Origin of the sequence: Fictibacillus enclensis, from assembly GCF_030123385.1 — a bacterium.
Lineage (GTDB): Bacteria > Bacillota > Bacilli > Bacillales > Fictibacillaceae > Fictibacillus_C > Fictibacillus_C enclensis.
This window is the reverse complement of the sequence record NZ_CP126109.1, coordinates 4,843,831-4,864,077: the sequence shown is the minus strand read 5'-3', so window position 1 is coordinate 4,864,077 and position 20,247 is coordinate 4,843,831. Positions and strand designations below refer to the sequence as shown.

Annotated in this window: 21 protein-coding genes; 20 read left to right on the top strand and 1 reads right to left on the bottom strand. The window is 46.3% G+C overall.

The genetic code is table 11. The annotated features are described in order from the left end of the window. Window positions 1-2 precede the first annotated feature (2 nt). The 7 genes from atpD (at window position 3) to QNH15_RS24985 (ending at window position 7,944) form a co-directional block, all read left to right on the top strand. Window positions 3-1,391, top strand: coding sequence for a F0F1 ATP synthase subunit beta (gene atpD / locus QNH15_RS25015; protein ID WP_283891448.1), 1,389 nt, complete (start codon window positions 3-5; stop codon window positions 1,389-1,391). 22 nt (window positions 1,392-1,413) lie between these two features. Beyond that, window positions 1,414-1,818: a F0F1 ATP synthase subunit epsilon gene (locus tag QNH15_RS25010; protein WP_061973567.1), complete on the top strand. Its 405-nt coding sequence runs from the start codon at window positions 1,414-1,416 to the stop codon at window positions 1,816-1,818. Window positions 1,819-1,919: 101 nt separating this feature from the next. Next, window positions 1,920-2,462, top strand: coding sequence for a glycerol-3-phosphate responsive antiterminator (locus QNH15_RS25005; RefSeq protein ID WP_283891446.1), 543 nt, complete (start codon window positions 1,920-1,922; stop codon window positions 2,460-2,462). 196 nt (window positions 2,463-2,658) lie between these two features. Beyond that, a complete protein-coding gene (locus tag QNH15_RS25000; RefSeq protein WP_283891444.1) occupies window positions 2,659-3,486 on the top strand; it encodes an MIP/aquaporin family protein in 828 nt (275 codons plus the stop codon). 134 nt (window positions 3,487-3,620) lie between these two features. Then, the gene (glpK, locus tag QNH15_RS24995; protein ID WP_283891442.1) at window positions 3,621-5,114 is read left to right on the top strand and encodes a glycerol kinase GlpK; all 1,494 of its coding nucleotides are present in this window, start codon (window positions 3,621-3,623) and stop codon (window positions 5,112-5,114) included. A 214-nt stretch (window positions 5,115-5,328) separates the two neighbouring features. Further along, the gene (locus QNH15_RS24990) at window positions 5,329-6,990 is read left to right on the top strand and encodes a glycerol-3-phosphate dehydrogenase/oxidase (RefSeq protein ID WP_283891440.1); all 1,662 of its coding nucleotides are present in this window, start codon (window positions 5,329-5,331) and stop codon (window positions 6,988-6,990) included. A 132-nt stretch (window positions 6,991-7,122) separates the two neighbouring features. After that, window positions 7,123-7,944, top strand: coding sequence for a C40 family peptidase (locus QNH15_RS24985; protein ID WP_283891438.1), 822 nt, complete (start codon window positions 7,123-7,125; stop codon window positions 7,942-7,944). A gap of 50 nt (window positions 7,945-7,994) precedes the next feature. Here QNH15_RS24985 and QNH15_RS24980 read toward each other — a convergent pair whose 3' ends face one another. Further along, window positions 7,995-8,396: a DUF1722 domain-containing protein gene (locus QNH15_RS24980; RefSeq protein WP_283891436.1), complete on the bottom strand. Its 402-nt coding sequence runs from the start codon at window positions 8,394-8,396 to the stop codon at window positions 7,995-7,997. A gap of 202 nt (window positions 8,397-8,598) precedes the next feature. Here QNH15_RS24980 and QNH15_RS24975 point away from each other — a divergent pair, with 202 nt between their 5' ends. The 13 genes from QNH15_RS24975 (at window position 8,599) to QNH15_RS24915 (ending at window position 20,244) form a co-directional block, all read left to right on the top strand. Beyond that, on the top strand, window positions 8,599-8,973 hold the full coding sequence (locus QNH15_RS24975) for an NADH-quinone oxidoreductase subunit A (protein ID WP_090239712.1): 375 nt from the start codon (window positions 8,599-8,601) through the stop codon (window positions 8,971-8,973). Beyond that, window positions 8,964-9,476, top strand: coding sequence for a NuoB/complex I 20 kDa subunit family protein (locus QNH15_RS24970; RefSeq protein WP_283891432.1), 513 nt, complete (start codon window positions 8,964-8,966; stop codon window positions 9,474-9,476). The genes QNH15_RS24975 and QNH15_RS24970 overlap by 10 nt, the downstream gene beginning before the upstream one ends. Next, on the top strand, window positions 9,476-10,615 hold the full coding sequence (locus tag QNH15_RS24965) for an NADH-quinone oxidoreductase subunit C (protein WP_283891431.1): 1,140 nt from the start codon (window positions 9,476-9,478) through the stop codon (window positions 10,613-10,615). The genes QNH15_RS24970 and QNH15_RS24965 overlap by 1 nt, the downstream gene beginning before the upstream one ends. Before the next feature lie 3 nt (window positions 10,616-10,618). Continuing rightward, a complete protein-coding gene (locus QNH15_RS24960; RefSeq protein ID WP_061973588.1) occupies window positions 10,619-11,719 on the top strand; it encodes an NADH-quinone oxidoreductase subunit D in 1,101 nt (366 codons plus the stop codon). Further along, a complete protein-coding gene (nuoH, locus tag QNH15_RS24955) occupies window positions 11,719-12,723 on the top strand; it encodes an NADH-quinone oxidoreductase subunit NuoH (RefSeq protein ID WP_283891430.1) in 1,005 nt (334 codons plus the stop codon). Before QNH15_RS24960 ends, nuoH begins: the two co-directional genes overlap by 1 nt. Window positions 12,724-12,751: 28 nt before the next feature. Beyond that, complete coding sequence (gene nuoI, locus QNH15_RS24950; RefSeq protein ID WP_090236573.1) at window positions 12,752-13,171, top strand: NADH-quinone oxidoreductase subunit NuoI; 420 nt, start codon at window positions 12,752-12,754, stop codon at window positions 13,169-13,171. Next, entirely contained in the window at window positions 13,168-13,680 is a 513-nt protein-coding gene (locus tag QNH15_RS24945; protein ID WP_283891429.1) for an NADH-quinone oxidoreductase subunit J, read from the top strand. The genes nuoI and QNH15_RS24945 overlap by 4 nt, the downstream gene beginning before the upstream one ends. Further along, window positions 13,677-13,991: an NADH-quinone oxidoreductase subunit NuoK gene (gene nuoK / locus QNH15_RS24940; RefSeq protein WP_061973596.1), complete on the top strand. Its 315-nt coding sequence runs from the start codon at window positions 13,677-13,679 to the stop codon at window positions 13,989-13,991. Before QNH15_RS24945 ends, nuoK begins: the two co-directional genes overlap by 4 nt. A gap of 16 nt (window positions 13,992-14,007) precedes the next feature. Beyond that, on the top strand, window positions 14,008-15,876 hold the full coding sequence (gene nuoL / locus QNH15_RS24935; protein ID WP_283895756.1) for an NADH-quinone oxidoreductase subunit L: 1,869 nt from the start codon (window positions 14,008-14,010) through the stop codon (window positions 15,874-15,876). After that, complete coding sequence (locus QNH15_RS24930; RefSeq protein WP_283891428.1) at window positions 15,873-17,381, top strand: complex I subunit 4 family protein; 1,509 nt, start codon at window positions 15,873-15,875, stop codon at window positions 17,379-17,381. The genes nuoL and QNH15_RS24930 overlap by 4 nt, the downstream gene beginning before the upstream one ends. 4 nt (window positions 17,382-17,385) lie before the next feature. Beyond that, window positions 17,386-18,903, top strand: a complete 1,518-nt coding sequence (gene nuoN / locus QNH15_RS24925) for an NADH-quinone oxidoreductase subunit NuoN (protein WP_283891426.1) — start codon at window positions 17,386-17,388, stop codon at window positions 18,901-18,903. A gap of 199 nt (window positions 18,904-19,102) precedes the next feature. Next, the gene (locus QNH15_RS24920; protein ID WP_283891425.1) at window positions 19,103-19,336 is read left to right on the top strand and encodes a DUF1146 family protein; all 234 of its coding nucleotides are present in this window, start codon (window positions 19,103-19,105) and stop codon (window positions 19,334-19,336) included. Between the two features lie 182 nt (window positions 19,337-19,518). After that, window positions 19,519-20,244, top strand: a complete 726-nt coding sequence (locus QNH15_RS24915) for a YwmB family TATA-box binding protein (RefSeq protein ID WP_283891423.1) — start codon at window positions 19,519-19,521, stop codon at window positions 20,242-20,244. Window positions 20,245-20,247 lie beyond the last annotated feature (3 nt).

Here is a 20,247-nt window from a genome sequence, read left to right as displayed (position 1 = left end):
CGATGAATAAAGGGTATATCACCCAGATTCTTGGACCTGTTGTCGACGTTAAATTCGATGACAGTCTTCCGGAACTTTTAAATGCATTAACAGTTGACGCTGAAGGCGTTAATTTAACACTAGAAGTTGCCCTTCACCTTGGTGACAACACCGTCCGTACCATCGCGATGGATTCTACTGATGGTCTTGTTCGAGGTATGGCAATCAATGATACGGGTAAACCAATCTCCGTTCCTGTAGGAAGTGCAACACTTGGACGTGTATTTAACGTTACTGGTGACCACATTGACCTTGGAGAGGCAGTTCCAGCAGATGTTCGCCGTGATCCGATTCACCGCGGAGCGCCATCTTTCGAAAACCTTACAACAAAAACGGAAATTCTTGAAACTGGAATTAAAGTCGTTGACCTTATTGCTCCATACGTTAAGGGTGGTAAGATCGGTCTTTTCGGTGGTGCCGGTGTAGGTAAAACCGTACTTATTCAGGAATTGATCAATAACATCGCGCAGGAGCACGGCGGTATTTCCGTATTCGCAGGTGTAGGTGAGCGAACTCGTGAAGGGAACGACCTTTACCATGAGATGAGTGACTCTGGCGTTATCAGCAAAACAGCAATGGTATTTGGACAGATGAACGAGCCTCCTGGAGCGCGTGCACGTATCGCTCTTTCTGGTCTTACAATGGCTGAATTCTTCCGTGATGAAGAAGGACAGGACGTATTGTTCTTCGTGGATAACATCTTCCGTTTCACGCAAGCAGGTTCTGAGGTATCCGCGCTTCTTGGCCGTATGCCATCAGCGGTAGGTTACCAGCCGACACTTGCTACAGAGATGGGTCAGCTTCAAGAACGTATCACATCTACGAAAAAAGGTTCTGTTACATCGATCCAGGCGATCTACGTACCGGCGGATGACTATACTGACCCGGCTCCGGCAACTGCGTTTGCCCACTTGGATGCAACAACAAACCTTGAACGTAAATTGACTGCTATGGGTATTTATCCTGCGGTGGATCCATTGGCTTCTACTTCCCGCGCCCTTTCTCCAGAGATTGTAGGCGAGGAGCACTATTCCATTGCCCGTCAAGTGCAGCAAACGTTGCAGCGCTATAAAGAACTTCAAGATATTATTGCCATTCTGGGTATGGACGAGCTTTCTGAAGAAGATAAATTGGTTGTACAGCGTGCGCGCCGCATCCAGTTCTTCTTGTCTCAAAACTTCCACGTTGCGGAACAGTTTACTGGTCAAAAAGGTTCATACGTGCCAGTTAAGGAAACAATCCGAGGATTCAGAGAAATCCTTGATGGAAAGCACGATGACCTTCCAGAGGATGCATTCCGTCTTGTAGGTTCTATTGATGAAGTTGTTGAAAAAGCAAAAACGATGGCCTAAACCTATAAGGGGGTAAGACGAAATGAGAACGTTAGACGTAAGTGTAGTCACCCCTGATGGTCCTGTGTTTGAAGGAACGGCAGAAATGGTCAGTTCAAAAGCAAAAAGCGGTGAGCTGGGTGTCCTGCCAGGACATATTCCGTTGGTTGCTCCTTTAACCATCAGTGCAGTACGTGTGAAACAAGATGGAAAAACACAATATGTGGCCGTTAGCGGTGGATTTATCGAAGTTCGGCCTGAAAAAGTAACAATCCTTGCTCAAGCTGCTGAACTGGCAGATGAGATTGAGGTCAATCGCGCTGAAGCAGCTAAAGAGCGTGCTGAGCGCCGTTTGGCTGAGACCAATCAAAGCGATTTGGACCAGGCGAGAGCAGAATATGCTCTTCGCCGCGCGATCAACCGCCTTGATGTGGCCAAACACAGATAAATGAACAGCCAAATAGCCTTCCTGATCCGTCAGGAAGGCTATTTTCTTTTAATACAAAAAAAAGTATATAATAAGGAAAACTCGGCTTGGGAGGTATACCTATGACATTTCAAAACCAAACCGTATTGCCGGCCGTCCGAAAATGGAAGGACCTGGAGAAGCTGCTGGGCACCTCCTATACCTATCTCGTCATCTTGGACAGCCACATTGCCCAGCTGAAAGATATGGTAAGACTGGCGGGACGGGCGAACAAGAAACTTTTCGTTCATGCCGACCTGATCAGCGGCCTGAAAGCGGATGAATATGCGGCAGAGTTTATCTGTCAGGAAATCAAACCGGCAGGCATCATCTCCACAAGAAGCAACGTGATCGCCACTGCCAAGAAAAAAGGTGTAATTGCCATTCAACGTTTGTTTCTTCTCGATTCCATTGCACTCGAAACCAGTTATAAAATTATCACAAAAACCCAGCCGGATTACGTTGAAGTGCTTCCTGGACTCATGCCCAACATCATTCAGGAGGTTCACGAAAAAACGGGGATACCCGTGTTTGCCGGCGGCTTGATCCGCACAAAAGAGGAAATCGAACTGGCGATTAAAGCAGGAGCTGTGGCGGTAACCACCTCGGATAAAGAGTTATGGTGAGGGTGATTTCCTTTTATTCCCTCTCCGGCTTCATTGACAGCGCTTGCAAACTGTGTTTAAATAATAGACAAGTTAATATTCTGACGGAGAATCGGAGATCAGCGGAAGCCCTTACATGTATGTTTGGGATTTTTTTGCTGGTCTTTTGTTTTGAATAGGATATTATCGTTGCTAAAATTGAGAGGAGTGTTGCAGAATGTCACCGATACTGGGAGAAATCGTAGGAACAATGATTTTAATTATATTTGGTGGTGGAGTTGTCGCCAACGTCAGCTTGAAGAAATCCAAGGCAGAAGGCGGAGGATGGATCGTCGTAGCTCTGGGATGGGGACTCGCGGTAGCGATGGGGGTATATGCAGTTGGAAATGTAAGCGGTGCGCATCTTAACCCGGCCGTCACATTAGGAATGGCTGCCGTCGGAGAGTTCAGCTGGTCGCAGGTTCCTGGCTATATCCTGGCTCAGATGCTGGGTGCATTCCTTGGAGGGGTTATTGTTTATTTTCAGTTCCTTCCGCATTGGGAAAAAACAGAAGACAAAGCCGTTAAATTGGGAGTTTTCTCGACAGACCCTGCAATACCGCATACATTATCGAACCTTTTGAGTGAGTTCATTGGAACAGCCGTTTTGCTGGTAGGACTTTTGGCAATAGGCGCGAATAAATTTACAGAAGGACTTAACCCGTTAATTGTTGGTTTTCTAATTGTGGCCATCGGATTATCCTTGGGCGGTACTACCGGTTATGCCATCAACCCGGCGCGTGACCTTGGACCGAGACTGGCCCATTTCTTCCTTCCGATCAGCGGAAAGGGAGGATCCAACTGGAAGTACGCTTGGATCCCTGTGGTGGGACCGATTCTCGGAGGCGTTTTTGGAGCACTTCTGTATGAGGTATTGTTCAAGGGCAAAGTAACCGCTTTCTTCTGGAGCTGGACAGTATTATCTGCTGTTGTCTTTGCGGCCGCCCATTTTGCCGGTAAACGGGGCACCCACAGCCTTACACACGGCGAACGAATCAAGAACTAAGTATAGTTGTAAAAGCGAGCTATCTAGAAACGGAAATCAACCACTTCCAAGAGCTACAATGTTTACGGAAGCAGTCAAATAAAAAAATATGCATCAAAAAAACCAGTTATTTTTGTAAAGGAGAGGAAAAGATCATGGAAAAGAAATATATTTTATCTCTCGATCAGGGGACAACAAGCTCAAGGGCCATTCTTTTTAATAAAGATGGCGAATGTGTCAATGTGGCGCAAAAGGAGTTCACACAGCATTTTCCCAAACCGGGCTGGGTAGAACACAACGCACAGGAAATTTGGGGCAGTATTTTGGCTGTGGTCGCTCAAGTACTGGAGGGTACCAATACATCTCCTAAGGAAATCGCAGCAATTGGCATCACCAATCAGCGGGAAACAGCGGTCGTCTGGGATAAAAACACTGGTAAACCGGTCTACAATGCGATTGTTTGGCAATCCAGACAGACTGCAGACATTTGCGAAGAGTTAAAAGAACAAGGATATAACGATTTATTTAGAGACAAAACAGGATTGCTTATTGACGCTTATTTTTCCGGAACAAAAGTGAAATGGATCCTGGACAACGTAGAAGGCGCGAGGGAAAAGGCAGAAAACGGAGACCTTCTGTTTGGAACGATTGATACCTGGCTTCTTTGGAAAATGACTGGCGGAAAAGCTCATGTTACGGATTATTCCAATGCTTCACGTACGTTGATGTATAACATTTATGATCTGAAATGGGATGAAGAATTGCTAGACATCCTGGGTGTACCGGCGTCCATGCTTCCTGAAGTAAAATCTTCTTCTGAAGTTTACGGACACACCATCGATTATCACTTTTTCGGTGAAAGTATTCCAATTGCCGGCATTGCGGGAGACCAGCAGGCTGCCCTGTTTGGACAAGCTTGTTTTGAAACCGGTATGGCGAAAAACACCTATGGTACAGGATGCTTTATGCTCATGAATACAGGTGAAAAAGCCGTGCGTTCGGAGCATGGGCTGTTAACGACACTGGCCTGGGGCATTGACGGAAAAGTTGAGTACGCGCTGGAAGGAAGCATTTTTGTTGCCGGTTCCGCGGTTCAGTGGCTTCGTGATGGCTTGCAGCTGATTCGCACCTCTCCTGAAAGTGAGGATTTGGCGACCCGTGTGACTTCTTCCGATGGTGTTTACGTAGTCCCTGCCTTTGTTGGATTGGGAACTCCGTATTGGGACAGCAAAACACGTGGTGCAGTATTCGGTTTAACACGAGGTACCCAAAAAGAACATTTTGTTCGTGCCACACTGGAATCCCTTGCTTATCAAACACGTGACGTGCTGACAGCCATGGAAGCCGACTCCAATATTGAATTGAAAAAGCTTCGCGTGGACGGCGGGGCAGTTATGAATAACTTCCTCATGCAGTTCCAGTCCGATATCCTGGGGGTTCCTGTAGAGCGTCCGGAAATCAATGAAACCACAGCGCTTGGAGCCGCGTATCTTGCCGGACTCGCAACTGGTTTCTGGAAGGGCCGGGAAGAAATTTCGAAAAAGTGGAAAGTGGAAAGAGACTTTGATGTGGAAATGGAAGAGAAGGAACGAGAAGACCTTTATAAAGGCTGGAAAAAAGCAGTTGAAGCCGCACGGGTTTTCCAATAATCATCAGGCACACCATTTGCACTTTCCGGCATAACTTGTTATGATATAACCATAAGTTAATAACGGTCGGAGCTATGGAGAGACCACAATACCTTGTACATGGATACAGGGGTATTGTGGTCTCTTTTTTATTCTCCGTGGAACATTTGATGCTTTAATTGTGGAAGATTAGGAAATGAATAAATAGATGGAATGATGAAGGAGTGGCGTTGATATGGATATTTCATTTTCAAGCAATAAAAGGAAGCAGTATATTGAGGACATGAAAAACTCCTCCCTGGATCTGTTGATCATTGGAGGCGGGGTTACTGGAGCAGGGATTCTTTTGGATGCTACCACGCGCGGTATGAAAGCAGGCGTGTTGGAAATGCAGGACTTTGCCGGAGGTACATCCAGCCGTTCTACCAAACTTGTCCATGGCGGACTTCGTTATTTGAAACAGTTCGAAGTGGGCCTTGTGGCAGAAGTGGGGAAAGAACGTGCGATCGTATACGAAAATGCACCACACGTAACCACACCAGAGTGGATGCTTCTTCCTTTCTATAAAGAAGGAACGTTTGGCAAATTTTCAACATCCATTGGCTTGAAGGTTTATGACTTCCTGGCTGGAGTAAAGCGGAAAGAGCGCCGTTCCATGCTGACCAAGGAAGAAACAATGAAACGGGAACCACTGCTCAAAAGCAAAGATCTGCTCGGCGGAGGTTACTATGTTGAGTATAAAACCGACGACGCACGTCTAACGCTTGAGATCATGAAAGAAGCAGCAGCCCGTGGAGGTAAAGCCGTAAACTACATTAAAGTGGTTGACTTCATCTACGACCAAGGCGGAAAACTGCTTGGCGTTAAAGCAGAAGATACGATTACTGGTGAAACGCATGAAATTTATGCGAAGAAAATTGTAAACGCAGCGGGTCCTTGGGTGGATCAATTGCGCGATATTGATAAGTCCAAAAAAGGTAAAAGAATTCACCATACAAAGGGAATCCATCTTGTGATCGACCAGGAGCGGTTCCCGCTGCATCAGGCCGTTTATTTTGATACACCGGATGGCCGCATGGTATTTGCGATTCCTCGTGATGGCAAAACGTATGTGGGTACAACCGACACGGATTACAAAGGTGATCTCAAAAATCCAAGAATTACGCATGATGACGTCAATTACGTCATTAACGCCATCAACTTTATGTTTCCGGAAGTAAAAATGACCGAAGCAGACATCGAATCCTCCTGGACAGGATTACGTCCATTGATTCATGAAGAAGGAAAAGATCCTTCCGAGATTTCAAGGAAAGACGAAGTATTCTTTTCTCCTTCAGGATTGATCACGATTGCTGGCGGTAAATTAACCGGATACCGAAAAATGGGGGAAAAAGTGGCAGATATCGTAGCCGGACAGCTTGAAAAAGAAGTGGGCATCAAATATGACACAAGCAATACCAAGCACCTGGTGCTTTCCGGTGGTAATGTCGGCGGAAGCAGCCATTTTCCAGAGTTCATCCGCGAAAAGATAGCAGAGGGGCTTAACCTTGGTTTAAGCCAAGAAGATGCAGAGCAGCTGGTGAAAAAGTACGGTTCCAATGTTGACCGTTTGTTTGAAATCATCCGTGACGGTAAAAAAGAAGCAGAGTTGAACGACTTGCCAGTCAATGTTTATGCAACATTGGTCTATGCAATGGATGAAGAGATGGCAACAACCCCTGCCGATTATTTTATCCGACGTACAAGCGCGATGTATTTCGATATCGCCTATGTTCGCCAATGGAAGGAAAAAGCGATTGCGTTTATGGCGAAGCATTTGAACTGGACGCCAGAGCAAACACAAGAGCATACGGAAGAACTGGAGCGCCAAATGAGCTACAGCACACAAGCTGTTTAATCTTTGATTTTAAAAACCGGAATTTCTTCATGAAATTCCGGTTTTTTTTATGTAACTTTTTCCATAAAATGGCGACTAATCGATTGTGCACAGATATTCTGGGCGCCAATCAAACGGTCGGAGGTATATAAGATGAAGAAATGGATGGCCGCTGCTGTTGTTGCAGCAAGTTTAGTAACCGGAATGACAGTTGGAGGAGTGCAGCCCGCAGAAAACGTTTATGCAGCTGCAAAAGATGACATTCCGCTTAATGTGAATCCGGTTCAAATCTTTTTTAAGTTTGCCATTCCAAATGCCAAGGAAGCTCAAAAGCAGTTTGCCAAGGAAGCAAAAATGGATGTTGTGGTATTCAAAAAGAATGTGAAGGAGTTCCAGCTTCAGCGTCTGACTGAAGTGGGACATGAAAAGGGGCAGATTGAATTTTCCGCAACATTCTTTGCAAAGCTTAACAAGTCTTATAAAGGAACGCTGTCAGAAGGCTATAATCATCTTTATTTTATGGTAAAGAAAACAGGAAACATGGAATATACCATTACGTCCTGGAGTAAAGAAAAGCAAATTAAAAATGATATGGTTGATAATTATTTCGGCGATCAGGCCGCGGCAGTCGCCGTAAAGAACATCGGGAAGCCATTTAAAATGGGGGGAACGACACCAAAAGGGTTTGATGCGAGCGGGTTTGTCCTTTATTCGTATCAAACAGCCGCTCAATTAACGCTTCCGCGCACGGTTGCCGATCAATACAAGGCGGGAACTTCTGTCAAAGGCACCAAGCTTCATAAAGGTGACTTAGTGTTCTATGATTTAGTCGGAAAGAAAAAAGCAACCTTCGTAGGGATCTATAACGGGAACCAAACCTTTATCGCAGCAACGACCAAAGGAGTCAGAGCGGTGAAGATGACGGATTCCTACTGGAAAACCAAATATATCGGAGCAAGGCGTGTGCTGGAATAGAAAACTGCGCGCGCCAGGGTGCCAGGGCTTTTGGAAGAAGCCCCGGCACCCTATTTTAGTATGGAGGATTGATTTAAATAAGGTTGGGGGTGGGAGATCAAAAGTGTTTCTTTGATATAGCTCAGCAGATGTTCAGCTGCAGGCTCCCCTTTGTCAAATTGATCAGGAAGTGATGAGCAGTTCTCCAGCCGTTCAAAGAACTCGTCCTTTTCCTCCTGTGTGGCCACCTTTTTAAAATAGCCCCATACGTGCTGGGCTGTATTATTGAATCCTTTTTTGGTATACGGTACCTGTTCCAATTCTTTTAGCTCTTCCAAAATCGTTAAATAATCTTTTTCCTCTTTTGCTTCGCGGAATCGGTCTCTGATGCTGCTGTAAAAACGATAGCTTTTTGCCATCACTTCGTATTTCTGTTGGGCCCACTGCTTTTCAGCTTTCTTTCTGGTGTCCATGTCCTCCCTCCCTTTTTTCAATGTAGCATGGGGATTCCATCCGCTCAAGACTGAACGTCTTCTACCTGCTGAACAAGCACATATACTCTATAGTGGGGCAGAACTCCTGCTACCTCCGTATTGTCGACACAAATATTGGAATTTGCTATAATGAAGACGGTTACATAATGTTTAAAAAATTCAGATGATTTGGGGGTAAGAGATGGACGCTATCCACATTTACCAAAACAATTATCTTGTAGTTGCCGTCTTTCTTGTGCTGGGTATTCTTTTGCCTGTGGGAGCTTTAACTGCAGGCAGGCTGCTTCGCCCATATAAGCCAACAAAGGAAAAGTACACCACCTATGAAAGCGGAATAGAACCTTTTCATCAAAGCTGGATTCAATTTAATGTACGTTATTATTTGTTTGCTCTCATGTTTGTCATTTTTGATGTGGAAACCGTATTTTTGTATCCGTGGGCAGTCGCTTATGATCATCTGGGTGCCTTTGCGCTGATCGAAATGGGTATTTTCATTGTGATGCTTGCGCTTGGTTTACTATACGCATGGAAAAAGAAGGTGCTGAAATGGATCTGAAGCTTTCCGATATTTCCCCTGAAGAAAAAGCAGAGCTTGAACGCAATATATTTTTAACCACCCTTGAACAAATTAAAGCCTGGGCCAGAAGCAATTCCCTTTGGCCTCTGACATTCGGCCTGGCCTGCTGTGCCATTGAAATGATGGGGACCGGCTCCTCTCATTATGACCTTGACCGTTTTGGAAGCATATTCAGGACATCTCCGCGTCAGTCGGATGTGATGATTGTGTCGGGAACCGTAACGAAAAAAATGGCCCCGGTGCTGAAAAGGCTGTACGATCAAATGCCCGAGCCGAAGTGGGTCATTGCCATGGGTTCCTGTGCAACGGCTGGAGGTCCTTATATTAAGTCCTATGCGGTTGTTAAGGGAGTGGACCAGATTGTGCCGGTTGACGTGTATATCCCTGGATGCCCACCCAATCCCGCCGCTTTGATTTATGGAATCAATAAATTGCAGGAAAAGATCCGGTATGAAGCGAAGACAGGGAAGAAGGTGATGTAATGGCAAACGAACATGATGGAACACCGCCTGAATCCGATGAGTCGTTATCAAAGGAAGAGTTGAAAAAGCGTGCAGCCGCTGAAGCGAAGGCGAAAGCACTGGAACTTGCCAGGCAAAGAGCGCAGGAAAAGAAAGAAAAAAGTGAACCTGCAGAAGAGAGCAATGAACCAGAAGATGAGTTAGCAAAGGAAAAAGCTCTTGCTGCCGCCAAAGCGAAGGCTGCAGCAGCGGCAAAGGCGAAAGCAGCAGCTGCCGCGAAAGCAAAAGCCGCCCGTGAAGGCGCGTCAAACGGAGCGGCCACAGAAGACGAAAAAGCTCTCGCTGCAGCCAAAGCGAAGGCTGCCGCAGCGGCAAAGGCCAAAGCAGCCGCTGCTGCGAAAGCAAAAGCCGCCCGTGAAGGCGCGTCAGACGGAGCGGCCACAGAAGACGAAAAAGCTCTCGCTGCCGCAAAAGCGAAAGCCGCCGCAGCGGCAAAGGCCAAAGCAGCAGCTGCTGCGAAAGCAAAAGCCTCCAGGGGCGGAGCGGCAGACACCTCTGATGCATCCGATGAAAAAGCGAAAGCGATAGCAGCAGCTAAAGCCAAAGCAGCCGCTGCGGCGCGGGCCAAAGCGGCCGCCGCCGCAAAAACGGCTGATGAACCTGCCGAGGAACAAAAGCCTTCCCCTCTTCAGCCGCTCTTGGATAAGTATAAAGCCGTCATTCAAAAAGATTTGGGGGAAGACGCACTGGAAGACAGCTACATCAATGTGTTATCCAAGGATGTCCCGACTCTGGTTGCCAAACCGGATACATATTTTAAAATCGCCCGGTTGCTAAAACACCACGAAGAACTTCGTTTTGATTATTTATCAGAACTTCATGCCACAGATTTTGAGACTCACCTGGAAGTGTACACCCATTTTTACTCCTACTCACATCGTTGTCCCGCGGCACTTAAAGTTAAGATCAACAGAGAAGAAGCGGTCATCGACTCCCTGGCTCCGTTATGGGCGGGCGCCGACTGGCCCGAACGAGAAGCATATGACCTGATCGGAATTACCTTCAAAGGGCATCCGAATTTAACAAGAATTATGATGCCGGATGATTGGATCGGACATCCGCTCCGCAAAGACTACGAACCCTATGACGTGGAGGTGTAGCCAGTGATCCGCACCGAAGAAATGCTGTTGAACGTCGGCCCGCAGCACCCCAGTACTCATGGGGTTTTCCGGATCGTTCTGAAAATAGATGGAGAGACCATTGTTGAAGCCAATCCCGTCATCGGTTACCTTCACAGAGGAACTGAAAAGCTGGCCGAAAACCTTCAATACACACAAATTATCCCGTATACCGACCGAATGGATTATCTGGCAGCCATGACCAACAACTATGTGATTTGTCACGCGGTGGAAACCATGATGAATATCGAAATCCCTGAGCGTGCCGATTATCTTCGTGTTTTGGTGATGGAACTTGGCAGGGTTGCAAGCCATCTGGTCTGGTTTGGAACCTATCTGCTTGATATTGGCGCGATGAGCCCGTTTCTCTATGCCTTCCGCGAAAGAGAGGCCATTATCGGCTTTTTAAATGAGATCTCCGGAGCCCGCCTGACATTCAATTACATGCGAATCGGCGGTGTAAAATGGGACGCTCCTGAAGGATGGATCGAAAAAGTCAGGGATTTTGTGCCTTACATGCGGGAACAGCTTGCAGGATATCATGATCTGGTGACGGGAAATGAGATCTTTTTGAACCGTGTGAAGGGAATTGGATTTTATTCCAAAGAAGAAGCGCTGGATTATTCGCTGAGCGGAGCGAACCTCCGGTGTACAGGAATTGAATGGGATCTCAGAAAAGACGAACCCTATTCCCTTTACGATCGGTTTACATTTGACGTTCCCGCGTTTGACAGTGGCGATGCCTGGGCGCGCTATCAATGCAGAATGGCGGAAATCGAGGAATCTCTGAAGATCATTGAACAAGCTGTCGAACAATTTCCGGAAACCGGAGAGGTTATGGCCAAGGTGCCCAAAATCATTAAACCGCCTAAAGGAGAAGCCTTTGTGCGGATTGAGTCTCCGCGGGGAGAAATTGGCTGCTATATTGCATCGGAAGGGAAAAAGGAGCCGTACCGCCTGAAGTTCAGGAGGCCTTCCTTCTACAATCTTCAGATCCTGCCCAAGCTTCTTGTTGGTGAAAATATCTCCAACCTGATTACCATTCTCGGCGGTATCGATATCGTGTTAGGGGAGGTGGACGGCTGATGGTAAATGACTTGTTAACCTCGCCCCCAGGGTGGATTCATGCAGCTATCTTTTTTGGATTGGGAGCATGCCTCCTGGTGATCGTCCTTGGTTTTGTAACGTATGCCATCCTTGCTGAGCGGAAAGTGCTTGGCTTTATGCAGCTTCGCCCCGGGCCAAACCGGGTCGGAGGGCGATTCGGGCTGTTGCAGACAGTAGCTGACGTAATGAAGCTGCTGATCAAGGAAGATACCATTCCAAAGGCAGCGGACAAACCGCTTTTCGTATTGGCTCCTGTTCTTGCGTTTGCTCCGGCCTTTATGGTACTTTCGGCCATTCCTTTTTCCGATCATCTGAAATTTTCCGATCTTAGCATTGGTCTTTTGTATTACATAGCCATATCTGGTATTACCACAGTGGGGATTTTGATGGCGGGTTGGGCCTCCAACAATAAATATTCCCTGCTTGGGGGGATGAGGTCAGCCGCCCAGATGATATCCTACGAAATTCCTCTCGTCGTCTCGGTTGTCGGCGTGATTATGTTCAGCGGAAGCCTGAACCTGACAGAGATTGTCGAGGGGCAGAAAACGGTGGCATACATGTTTTTGTCGCCACTGGGATTTATCGTTTTTCTCATTTCCTCCATTGCCGAATTGAACCGGACGCCGTTTGATTTGCCGGAAGCTGAATCAGAGCTGGTTGCCGGGTATCATGTGGAATACTCAGGCTTCCGCTGGGCGTTTTTCATGCTGACTGAATATGTGTATCTGTTTGCGATGGCAGCCCTGACGACCGTTCTATTCTTAGGCGGATGGAATCCTGTTCCGTTCTTGGGATTCATCCCGGGAATCATCTGGTTTGCCCTTAAATTCAGCCTAATTGTTTTCTTTATGATCTGGGTACGCGGCACCATGCCCCGATTAAGAGCAGACCAGCTGATGGAATTCGCCTGGAAGGTTCTTTTGCCGGTTGCTCTTCTCAATATTTTTGTAAGTGCTGTGGTAAAGGAACTTTTTTTAAGATAGGCAATCTGCAGAATAGGAGTGGTGCATAATGAAGGGTCTTGCGAAAGGCTTGAAATATACACTCAGCAACTTAACAAAGCAGAACGTGACAACACAGTATCCGGATGTTCCTCTTCAAATGCCTGACCGGTTCAGGGGCATTCAGAAGTTCTATCCGGAAAAATGCATTGTCTGTAACCAATGTGCAAACATCTGCCCGACAGACTGCATTCAGCTTACTGGAAAACCCCATCCTGATCCGGGCAAAAAGGGGAAAATCATTGATACGTATGATATCAACTTTGAAATTTGCATTTTGTGTGACTTGTGTACAGAGGTTTGCCCGACTGAGGCGATTGTTATGACGAACAACTTTGAATTGGCGGAATACAGTCGGGATGAATTGTTTAAAGACCTGGTCTGGCTGGATGAAAACGACAATAACGTAAGGAAGGAGAATAAAGCATGACCGGTGAGATGATTGCTTTTTTTATCCTTGCGTTAACGGCAATTGCAGGCGGAGTCATGATGATCAATATGTCCAACGTCATTCATATGGTGGTTGCGCTCGTATTTACTTTTCTCGCCATCGCGGGAATTTATATTACGCTCTCCGCCGAGTTTGTGGCTGCCGTACAGGTGCTGATCTACTCGGGGGCTATTACGATCATTATGCTGTTTGGTATCATGCTGACCCGGCATGAGGGAATGACGGAATGGAAATTGCCAAAAATGACCGTTTTATTGTCGGGAGCAGGAATCCTTGTTTTTTTCCTGATCATGTTTTTTGGTATTAACCGTCTGAGCCTTGGAAATCCGGCGACCGACCTTCATATTGATAACACGAAAAAAATTGGCGTTGAGCTTTACTCAAAATATGTCATTCCTTTTGAATTAACATCGGTCTTGCTTCTCGTAGCCTTAATCGGCGCTATTGTCATTGCAAAAAGGGATGATGAGAAGGAGGCAGGCAAATGAGTACGATTCCTTTATCGGTCTACCTGGTGCTTGCGCTCATTTTGTTTTGTATCGGATTGTTTGGCGCTCTCACCAAGCGCAACGCGGTGATTGTATTAATCTCCATTGAATTGATGCTGAATGCAGTGAATATTAATCTGGTGGCTTTTGCGAAATATGGAGTAAATCCGGGTCTTACAGGGCAGATTTTTTCGTTGTTTACCATAACGGTTGCTGCTGCTGAAGCTGCAGTGGGCCTTGCCATTTTAATGGCTCTGTATCGTAACCGCAAGACTGTTAATGTGGATGAAATGGATATTATGAAGCGCTAAAAAGGGGTTGGAAATGATGATGCAGAATGCCTGGCTTATACCACTGTTACCGCTGCTATCCTTCATCCTTCTTTTACTTTTTGGGAAAAAGTTAAAGGAAGCCTCTGCTTATGCTGGTATTCTATTAACTTTTCTTTCTCTGGTCATGTCTGTCATAGTCATGGCCGGCCAATGGGGGGGAGAGTCCTATAAAGCAGAAGGACTGTGGCTAAATATCGGAAACCATCCTGTAACAATGGGGTTTGAGATTAACCCGCTGAATGCATTGATGCTTGTTGTCGTCTCGCTTGTAAGCTTTCTCGTGCATTTGTATTCCAAAGGCTATATGCACGGAGATGACCGCTTTCATGTGTTTTTTGCCTATCTTGGTTTGTTCACCTTTGCCATGCTCGGCCTTGTAATGTCACCAAACTTGCTTCAGGTCTACATTTTTTGGGAGCTCGTCGGGCTCGGTTCGTTTTTGCTGATCGGTTACTATTACTTTAAGCCGGAAGCAAAGGCAGCTGCTAAAAAAGCGTTTATTATGACCAGAATCGGGGATGTCGGTCTGTTTATTGGCATTATTCTCTTATTCTGGCAAACGGGAAGCTTCGAATACGATGAGATTTTCAAAGCGATAGGAAATAAAAGCATTTCACCGGACATGATTACGCTGACAGCCATTCTGATTTTTGTTGGAGCCGTCGGAAAATCAGGCCAGCTTCCTCTCCATACCTGGCTTCCGGATGCCATGGAAGGCCCGACCCCGGTATCTGCGCTCATTCACGCAGCAACAATGGTAGCTGCAGGTGTCTATCTGGTGGCTTCCATGTACCCGCTGTTTGAAGCATCCGCCGCAGCGATGACCACAGTCGCAGTGGTAGGTGGGATAACCGCCGTCTTTGCGGCATCCATTGGTTTAATGCAGAAAGATATTAAACGGGTGCTCGCTTATTCGACAGTCAGCCAGCTCGGTTATATGATGCTCGCTCTTGGCTCGGGGAGCTATACAGCCGGAATCTTTCATTTAATGACACATGCCTTTTTTAAAGCGCTGCTCTTCCTTGCCGCAGGCAGTGTCATCCATGCAGTACATACGCAAAACATTGAAGAAATGGGCGGACTGTGGAACAAGCTGAAAGTCACTGCTCCTCTTTTTTTGATTGGCGCCCTATCGATTTCCGGTTTTCCTCTGTTCTCCGGTTTTTTCAGTAAGGATGAAATTTTGATGGCGACCTATGAGAACGGAAGGTATGTTTTATTTACCCTGGCGGTGATCGCCGCCTTTTTTACCGCGTTCTATATGTTCCGGCTGTTTTTCATGGTATTCTCCGGGGATTCTGACAAGGGCACACAGGAAGTAAAAGAGTCCGAAATGTCCATGAAGGTTCCCATGCTTGTACTGGGGCTGCTTGCGATCGTGGCCGGGTACTTGAATACCCCATGGTTTGGCTCGTTTTTAAATGATTACCTGAGCCAGGGACCTGTAACGCTTTCAACGGAAGAAGTGCACGGCCCCGTATGGATCCCGATTCTTGCCGTTGTTCTGTCTTTGGCAGGGATTGCTCTTGCTTATGTGATGTACGGGAAGAAAACACTGGCCAGAGACTGGCTGTCCCGTTCCTTCCCTTCGTTAAGCTCCCTCATCTACAACAAGTATTATGCAGATGAAATCTATCAGGCTACGGTAATCAGAGGGACCACAGTTTTCGGCTATTTTTGGAGCTATGTCGACCGGTATTTGGTGGAAGCGGCTGTCAACGGCACAGCAGGGCTTGTTCACTGGGTAAGTAAAAAAGGGTCGGAATTCCACAATGGCCAGGTGCAGAGGTTCGGAGCCATCGCTCTTGCCGGCTTGGTTCTTCTGCTGTTAATCTTTGCCGTTTCAGGGGGGTATTTCTCATGAGTCATATACTGTCCCTGCTCGTATTCTCACCACTCGTCGGCATCCTTGCATTAAGCTTTCTCTCATGGAAAAACGAGAGGGCCATCAAGCTTGCCGGATTGTTCGGTACGCTTCTGCCGCTGATCCTCGTTCTGATTGCCGCGGCCGGTTTTCACTCCTCTGTTTCAGGTCTTCAGATGACCGAGCAGGCAAACTGGATTTCCTACACATTGGAAGGCCTCAATGGAAGCATGCAGCTGAAAATCAACTACGAACTGGGCATTACCGGCCTTTCTCTCGTTCTGTTGATATTAACGGCAGTTGTATCCTTTCTTGCAGCGCTCGCCTCGTGGAACATGAAGAATGCTTCAAAAAGCTTTTTCATCTTCTTTTTGATCCTGGAACTGGGCATGCTGGGCGTATTTGCTTCCCAAAATTTATTTTTATTCTTCATCTTCTTTGAAATCACGCTGATTCCCATGTTCTTTCTTATTGGACGATGGGGATATGCCGACAGGGAAAAAGCGGCCTACAGCTTTTTAATCTATAACGGAATCGGTTCAGCGATTCTGCTGATTGTCTTTGTTGCTCTGTTCATGAAAACAGGTACTCTGAATTATGGAGAATTGACAAAAATACTGGCAAGCCCGGATGGAGCAGCCGTTGCAGGAAGCACGTTCCGTCTGTCTGTGCTTGTTTCGCTGCTGATTGCGTTTGGGATCAAGCTTCCCATCTTTCCGCTTCATACGTGGATGCTCAGGGTTCACGTTCAGGCACCGCCTCCCATTGTCATGCTTCACTCCGGAATTCTCCTGAAGATTGGAGCTTATGGGCTTTTCACGTTCGGTATGGGCTTCTTTCCTGAAGAATTTAAGAAACTGGGTGTTTTAATTGCCATCGTGGGTGTGATCAATCTGTTGTACGGTGCTTTTCTGGCCATCGTTCAAACCGATCTGAAAAAAGTACTCGCCTATTCATCCGTATCTCATATGGGCATTGTGCTGATTGGGCTGGCAGCCATGAACGAAGCGGGTGTGAAGGGAGCCATCTTCCAGCTCGTCTCTCACGGCCTTATCTCTGCGCTGTTGTTCTTTCTGATTGGCGTGCTATACGAGAGAAGCGGCTCTTCGGATATACAGGACTTCAGCGGCCTTGCAGCAGCGATGCCCGTCACTGCAGGGGTACTGCTTGCCGGAGGACTTGCATCTCTTGGTTTGCCGGGGATGTCAGGGTTTATCAGTGAATTCCTTGCCTTTGTTGGTCTTTTCCAAACGATGCCCATTATCGCAGCGGTAGGCGCCCTTGGCATCATCCTGACTGCGGTTTACATTCTGCGTGCTGTACTTGCCGTTACCTTTGGACCGAAAAAAGAAACGCATTCCGCTTTTAAGGATCTGACCGTCCTGGAGAAAGTTCCCGCTTTTGTGTTATTGGCCCTCGTGCTGTTGATCGGGGTCTATCCTGAAATTCTGAGCAAATCACTAACCACTGTTTTAGATACAATCTTGTTAGGCTTAAGGGGGTAGCCCGATGGATTTGCAAACCTTAACTTCAATGAATTGGGGGATCATGGCGCCGGAATTTACTGTGCTGGGAACAGCGTTGCTTTTGTCTTTGCTGGATTTGTTCATGCCCCGGCAAAAAAGCCGCAGGATCCTCGGCATCCTGTCTGCCGCCGGGATTGTCCTGGCTTCGGTCTTTTTGTTTCTGCAGTTCAGCCATGAACCCGCTTCCTTGTTTCATGATATGTACCGGCTCGATTCCTTTTCAAAAGCGTTTAAACTGATTCTTCTATTGGGAACAGGGCTGATTTTAATTTTGGCTTATGATTATAAAATGGACCGCGAAGAGGAATACCGAGGAGAATTTTATTATCTTGTGCTGACCGCTTTGCTTGGCGGTCTGATCATGGCTTCAAGTGCTGATATGATCACGCTGTTTATTGGCCTTGAACTCCTTTCTTTATCTTCGTATGTAATGGCGGGGCTGCGGAAGCGGGACAAAGAATCCAACGAAGCATCTTTTAAATACGTAGTAACAGGTGGAATTTCCACCGCGATTACCTTGTTTGGGATGAGTTATATCTTTGGGCTGACCGGTGAAACGAACCTTTATACCATCGGAAATGCTCTGCAGGATACGAGTATTCTGCAAAATCAGTTCTTAATCGCGTTTGCCTTTCTCATCACCTTTGCCGGGCTGACATTCAAAATTGCATCTGCGCCTTTTCACATGTGGGCACCGGATGTTTACCAGGGATCACCTGTTCCGGTTACCGCTTTTTTGAGTGTGGTCTCCAAGACAGCCGGTTTCGCGCTGATCCTGCGGTTTTTCTTGCTTGTCTTCAGTTCAGCACCCGGAATTAAGGGAGACCCGCTGCTGTTTCAGGTTCAGCCCTACCTTGCTTTTCTTGCAGGAGCTACCATGATTGCAGGAAACCTTGTTGCCCTCCGCCAGCGGAATATAAAGCGGTTGTTTGCTTATTCTTCCATCGCTCAGGCCGGTTATATTCTGGTTCCGTTTGTCTCAGTCTCAGCGATGCTTTTTGAAACCACCTGGTTTTATTTGCTGGCTTACCTGTTTATGAACATTGGTGCTTTTGCTGTTATCCAGGAAGTGACCGCACACAGTAAAACCCATGACATTTCAGGGTTCGCAGGGCTGTATCGGCGCTCCCCGTGGCTTGCGATCGCCATGACCATTTTTATACTTTCCTTGGCAGGGATTCCGGCCACTGCCGGCTTCATCGGGAAATTCGGCATCTTCATGAATGCACTTGGCGCCTCCCAAGGCCATTATGTATTAGCCGGTGTACTCGTCGGAACCACTGTAATTTCATATTTTTATTACTTCAATATCATTGGACAAATGTTTTTCCGGCCGGAACATCATGAAGGAAGATTGCAGCATAAAAAAGGGCTGCTTCTTGTGACAGTAGTGTGTGCAGCAGCCACTATCATTTTGGGAATTTTCCCAGGAACGGCATTGCATTTCTTTTACGAACAATTTCAGCTGACGGATTTTTTCCAGACAATGGAACAGAAATAAGGGATCTGCCAAGAAGGCAGGTTCTTTGTTTTTTATAAAGCGCTTACATAACGGTCAGATTTGTCAATATTGGGAACAGCTAAAAAAATAGGACTTTTGTCTGTTCCTTTGTGGTAGAATTCAGTTTATGCTACGTTCTATTGGCATGTGCTATCATGGTGGTTAGCTAATAACTCCCACATGGCAAGGAGGAAACAAAATGTTTGAACAATCCGGGCAGCAGGCGCTGCTTGATATCCTTGTTCACCTGCTTTTCATTGGAATTACATGGTGGGCCATGCAGGCATTAAATTTCGACACATTTATCAGAAAAGGCAAAGTGATCCAGGCCAGAGTGCTTTTTATACTCGTGACCCTTGCACTTGCCAGCCTCGTAAGCAACTTCTTTCTCGCATATTTGAACTATTCCACACAGCTGAAGTATTTATTTTAATGAACACGAAAAACAACCATATGAAACCTTAGTCGAAGCAAAAGATTGTGCAATGTTTAACAAAATAAGCTGCGGGATGTTGTCGGAATATGACTTCAACTTCCATGAATAACGTGCTTTCCTCTGGCAAGAATGAGAAATAGAGGAGAGGACAGGTGGAAGATATGAAGAAAAGCATTGTTTTGTTTTTTGTTATTTTATTTTTGTTGCACTCTTACCAAGTCATTCATGCTCAGGAAATGAAAAGCTTTTCCAAGCTTTCAGAAATAAAGCATGCTATGGATCAAAGCAATATAAATGTTGAAAATTGGTCCCTTTATACAAAAGGGAGTATAGGTTTTGTGAAAGATGTAAATGGGTATCGTCAAAAAGCGGCATTATTAAAAAATGCAGCTGAAGGATTTAAATGGAGCAGACTGAATACGAATGAGCACTTCAAAATTACCGGGGTGCGTATTTCACCGTCAGGACGCATAAAAGAGCGGCTTACGCTGGTAGCCTACCCCCAAAAAGGAAAGCTTGCAACGTATCTTGTTTATGCGGCAAAAGGAAAGGGCTGGAATAAAGTACAAGTCCAGCAATTTGCCCGAATGTACCAGGATAGGGTCGCAACCTATTTTCAGGGAAAAAGTTCAACTTTCTCTTGTATCTCTGGGATACATAATGGTACAATGGATTTTGGTTTGTATAAACAAGCGCTTGGGCTCATGACAACGTTCTCCGCTGTTCCTGTTGAACAACTCAAGGAAGAGACGTTTGTATCAATCTCAGCATATACTAAGCACTGGGATGAGAAAATTAATACAGCTCATAAAGCAATGAATCTGCAGATTGCAATCAGAAATCAAGGAATGGGCGGCCAAACAGCCGTCACAATTGGAACACCAATAATTACGTCTGAATATTAATAT

Bases quoted from the DNA above. Each gene is read 5' to 3' on its own strand.
- atpD (WP_283891448.1), top strand. From the start codon at position 3: ATGAATAAAGGGTATATCACCCAGATTCTTGGACCTGTTGTCGACGTT.
- QNH15_RS25010 (WP_061973567.1), top strand. From the start codon at position 1,414: ATGAGAACGTTAGACGTAAGTGTAGTCACCCCTGATGGTCCTGTGTTT.
- QNH15_RS25005 (WP_283891446.1), top strand. From the start codon at position 1,920: ATGACATTTCAAAACCAAACCGTATTGCCGGCCGTCCGAAAATGGAAG.
- QNH15_RS25000 (WP_283891444.1), top strand. From the start codon at position 2,659: ATGTCACCGATACTGGGAGAAATCGTAGGAACAATGATTTTAATTATA.
- glpK (WP_283891442.1), top strand. From the start codon at position 3,621: ATGGAAAAGAAATATATTTTATCTCTCGATCAGGGGACAACAAGCTCA.
- QNH15_RS24990 (WP_283891440.1), top strand. From the start codon at position 5,329: ATGGATATTTCATTTTCAAGCAATAAAAGGAAGCAGTATATTGAGGAC.
- QNH15_RS24985 (WP_283891438.1), top strand. From the start codon at position 7,123: ATGAAGAAATGGATGGCCGCTGCTGTTGTTGCAGCAAGTTTAGTAACC.
- QNH15_RS24980 (WP_283891436.1), bottom strand. From the start codon at position 8,396: ATGGACACCAGAAAGAAAGCTGAAAAGCAGTGGGCCCAACAGAAATAC.
- QNH15_RS24975 (WP_090239712.1), top strand. From the start codon at position 8,599: ATGGACGCTATCCACATTTACCAAAACAATTATCTTGTAGTTGCCGTC.
- QNH15_RS24970 (WP_283891432.1), top strand. From the start codon at position 8,964: ATGGATCTGAAGCTTTCCGATATTTCCCCTGAAGAAAAAGCAGAGCTT.
- QNH15_RS24965 (WP_283891431.1), top strand. From the start codon at position 9,476: ATGGCAAACGAACATGATGGAACACCGCCTGAATCCGATGAGTCGTTA.
- nuoH (WP_283891430.1), top strand. From the start codon at position 11,719: ATGGTAAATGACTTGTTAACCTCGCCCCCAGGGTGGATTCATGCAGCT.
- nuoI (WP_090236573.1), top strand. From the start codon at position 12,752: ATGAAGGGTCTTGCGAAAGGCTTGAAATATACACTCAGCAACTTAACA.
- QNH15_RS24945 (WP_283891429.1), top strand. From the start codon at position 13,168: ATGACCGGTGAGATGATTGCTTTTTTTATCCTTGCGTTAACGGCAATT.
- nuoK (WP_061973596.1), top strand. From the start codon at position 13,677: ATGAGTACGATTCCTTTATCGGTCTACCTGGTGCTTGCGCTCATTTTG.
- nuoL (WP_283895756.1), top strand. From the start codon at position 14,008: ATGATGCAGAATGCCTGGCTTATACCACTGTTACCGCTGCTATCCTTC.
- QNH15_RS24930 (WP_283891428.1), top strand. From the start codon at position 15,873: ATGAGTCATATACTGTCCCTGCTCGTATTCTCACCACTCGTCGGCATC.
- nuoN (WP_283891426.1), top strand. From the start codon at position 17,386: ATGGATTTGCAAACCTTAACTTCAATGAATTGGGGGATCATGGCGCCG.
- QNH15_RS24920 (WP_283891425.1), top strand. From the start codon at position 19,103: ATGTTTGAACAATCCGGGCAGCAGGCGCTGCTTGATATCCTTGTTCAC.